The following is a 3448-nucleotide window of genomic DNA, read 5'->3' as shown; positions in this document are numbered from 1 at the left end:
CCCCCCCCCCCCCCCCCCCCCCCCCCCCCCCCCCCCCCCCCCCCCCCCCCCTTTTAGATGTGTATAAGAGACAGCCATAAACTAGTCCTCCCCCTTTTAAAATGGGCGACTTACTTTACCATCAAAAATGGTGATTTCGACCCGATCATATCCATTTTGAACCTCAAGCTGGGCCGATGGGAAACCAATCAGCTGATGCTATTTATGGCCGAGCAGTTCAATTACCAGCTCCATAACGAGCCAGAAAGCCTGAACGGGCTTAAAAAACACAACATCCATCAGGAATTGCTCAGGAAATTTGCCGAAATAGATTTTATCGATCCAAGCTATTGCAACCTGCTCAAAATTTTTAGCGAAATAAGCCAAGACGAAGAAGTAAAAGCCATTTATTATTCGATGGTATTTATTTTCGACAGCCTTTCGCTACAGGCAAACAGACTGCAGCAGCATATCGAAGCATTTGACCCGGCAACGAATCCGCTCAAAAACTGGCCCGTACATCCTGCCGAATTTGGTACTTTGCTGCTGCAGCTGCTCAATGGGGAAAACATTAGCGACAATCCTATTTCTGTGCAATTCGACCTCGAAAACAATGGCCAGGCATTATTAGAACGAATGTCGGACGCACCACAATATGCCTGTTGCATCTTTCTGTTGCTAATAAACTGGCTGAACGGCAATTTGCATCAGGTGATTAACCTGATCAATTCGATCAAGAATTTTAAGCAATCAGGGTCTATTTCCGACTATTATTCCATTTACATGCTCCATGTACTGGCCTTGGCCTATGCCAAAAGTGGCAATACCAGAAAAGCCGATCAGTTGGAACGGATCCTGAACCATATCCACGAGCATCCGCTCAGGCCCGATACCAGTCCCTGCGCCAAAGACCTGCAGCAATTGGTGCTGGCTCAGCAATACCTGAACAAGGGCAATTACGAACAAGCACTGATTCACGGCCACGAAAGCGTAGAACGCTACCAGAAAAACCATTGTCTGGCACTCCAGATGATTGCTTATCAGGTTTTGATCAGAACCTACCTGGAAACAAAAGATATAGACAAGGCCAACGAATACCGGTATACCGTACTCTGCCTGCTCGACGAAAAAAAGATCAACTCCAATCTTTTCAGTTTTCAAGCTATGGTTTCCAACCACATCACAAACCCTTAAAAACAAAAAGTGAACAAGGCCAAGCCCTAATGAACAGCTTTGTTCAGTCTTTAAAAAACGGTTCTAACTTGAACAAAAAGAACGTATACAATATGGCCTTATCTATGGTTATTTGTAGGCATAAGATTAATGCTGATGCTACGTTTAAGGTATATCATAGGACTTTTTTTAATTGGTTGGGGCTTAAATTCCAACGCCCAAACGGGATGTCTTTTGCCCAATAATACACTTTACACTGCGCAGGTAGATCCGGGTTTGTTAAATGTGGTTTTAGCGCTCTTGGTTGGCTCTACTCCTATTTATTATGCAAGCCCGAACGTTAGCTTAACCGATCCGGGAACCTGTTATTGGACGGCCACTACGGGTACGGTTGCCTGCAAGGTTTGCCCGGGCTCCTATAATAGCGTTGCCGGGCTGCTCACCGGCTGTTCGGTAAGTTTTGTGGATGGCCTTCAGGCAAACTATGTTATGGATTGCGACATCGACGATCATACCTGGGCCTTGGTGCTTGGCACCAGCGCCCTGGGGGTTTACCTCATCAGGAGAAAAGGATTGCTTTAATCCAAACAAAATCTATGTTAACTCTAAAAAGCCCGCTTAACATAAACATAATATGGATTTAAAGGCCCAATAGCCTAATTTTACAAAAAAAATCCTATTTGATTTCATGAAAAAGCACAAAGTAAAAACGCTCCTAAAGATTTCTAGAAAGAACGCCAAAAAAGATATTCAAGCAGATTTAACCAAGGCTTTACAGGAAGTAGTGGGCAAATTCGGAAAAACCTCTAAGAAACTTGACAAAACCATCAAAAGAAGCGCCATTAAGCTTGCCAAGGAATTGTCTAAAGAGCTTAACCTGCAGCCCGAAACCGACGCAAAAGAAACAGCCGCAGCAGGCACCGAGGCTAAAGCTGTTCAAGCACCCCAAAAAGCCGCTGCTCCAAAAACGCCCAAATCTGCCAAAAAAGAAACTCCGGCCGAATCTTAAGCCAACAGATAAAAAAAGCCTCCCGAAATTTCGGGAGGCTTTTAACTATTAACTAACTATCAAATCGATTATGGCTTGTCAGGTGCTTCCGGGGCTTTACCTATCAACTCCATAAATTGATCCAGTTTTGGGGTAATAATAATCTGCGTACGCCTGTTTCTGGCTTTGCCCGCATCGGTATCATTGCTGGCTACGGTATTATATTCGCCCCTGCCGCCAGCGGTTAAACGTTTAGGATCTACTGCGTAATTGTTCTGCAGCGATTGCACCACCGACGAAGCCCTCAGCGCACTTAAATCCCAGTTGTTCCTGATATTGGGTTTGCTAATCGGCACATTATCGGTGTTACCCTCTATCAGCACATCATAGCCTTGGTAATCTTTAATGATCTTGGCAATTTTGGCCAAGGTAGCTCCAGCTTTGTCCGAAATTTCGTAGCTACCCGATTTATACAGCATATTGTCTGATAGCGAAATGTAAACCACGCCTTTCAATACCTGTACATCAACATCGCTCATCTCTTCCCTGCTTAACGAACGGGTGAGGTTATTGGTGAGCACCATATTAAGCGAATCGCTTTTGTTTTTGGCGTTAACCAGTTGTTGGATGTATTTATTCGAACTATTGATTTCGTCAACCAGTTTGGAGATGTTCACATTTCCCTGGTTGCTCGAGGCCAAGCATTTATTGAGCGCTGTTTGCAAAGCCACTACATTAGCGCGCTCCGAAGCGAGCTGTTCTTCCAAGCCTTTAATCCTGATTTTTGATCCAGAAACCTCCTTTTCGCTGTCTTGTAACCGCTGGTTCAATTCTTGGTTGCTCTGTTGCAATTTGGTATTGTTGGATTGCAGTTCCGCATATTTTTTGTTGCTTACGCAACCTTGCATCAATACCCCCGCAAGCAGCAGTAATGGCACCGTATTCTTTAACTTCATGTTTTTTACCTTTTGGTTAAATAATTATCTTTTAAACAAATAAGCGCTAAGAAAGTTTGCTCTTTTTCAGAATTTTAGCAACAAGAAGCAAAAGCTTGCATAGCGCTTAAAAATTGGGGTTTTCTTTCATAATGGGCTGCTTCTGCCCATCTTCAAGCTGTTCGATCCTATAATCGAACCACAGCCATATCAAAATACAAACCACAACAGCGACCAATAAAATAGCTAATAACGACAGTAACGATCTGGAAACCCTCAACCTAAGCAATAGCCTATGCCCTGTCTCTTATACACATCTAAAAAGGGGGGGGGGGGGGGGGGGGGGGGGGGGGGGGGGGGGGGGGGGGGGGGG

General features: G+C 44.6%; 4 protein-coding genes. 3 read left to right on the top strand and 1 reads right to left on the bottom strand.

Annotated features, from left to right (window positions below; translation table 11 throughout):
* Positions 1–57: 57 nt before the first annotated feature.
* The 3 genes from JHD69_RS19265 (at position 58) to JHD69_RS19255 (ending at position 2161) form a co-directional block, all read left to right on the top strand.
* Entirely contained in the window at positions 58–1173 is a 1116-nt protein-coding gene (locus JHD69_RS19265; RefSeq protein ID WP_199141968.1) for a tetratricopeptide repeat protein, read from the top strand.
* Between the two features lie 213 nt (positions 1174–1386).
* Complete coding sequence (locus JHD69_RS19260; RefSeq protein ID WP_199141967.1) at positions 1387–1734, top strand: hypothetical protein; 348 nt, start codon at positions 1387–1389, stop codon at positions 1732–1734.
* A gap of 106 nt (positions 1735–1840) precedes the next feature.
* The gene (locus JHD69_RS19255) at positions 1841–2161 is read left to right on the top strand and encodes a hypothetical protein (protein ID WP_199141966.1); all 321 of its coding nucleotides are present in this window, start codon (positions 1841–1843) and stop codon (positions 2159–2161) included.
* Between the two features lie 68 nt (positions 2162–2229).
* On the opposite strand, the gene JHD69_RS19250 is transcribed toward JHD69_RS19255, so the two are convergent.
* Complete coding sequence (locus JHD69_RS19250; protein ID WP_199141965.1) at positions 2230–3096, bottom strand: OmpA family protein; 867 nt, start codon at positions 3094–3096, stop codon at positions 2230–2232.
* Positions 3097–3448: the final 352 nt, after the last annotated feature.

The organism is Pedobacter sp. ASV12 (genome assembly GCF_016429155.1).
GTDB lineage: Bacteria > Bacteroidota > Bacteroidia > Sphingobacteriales > Sphingobacteriaceae > Pedobacter.
The sequence above is the reverse complement of the archived record's forward strand: the minus strand, read 5'-3'. Positions and strand labels throughout refer to the sequence as shown.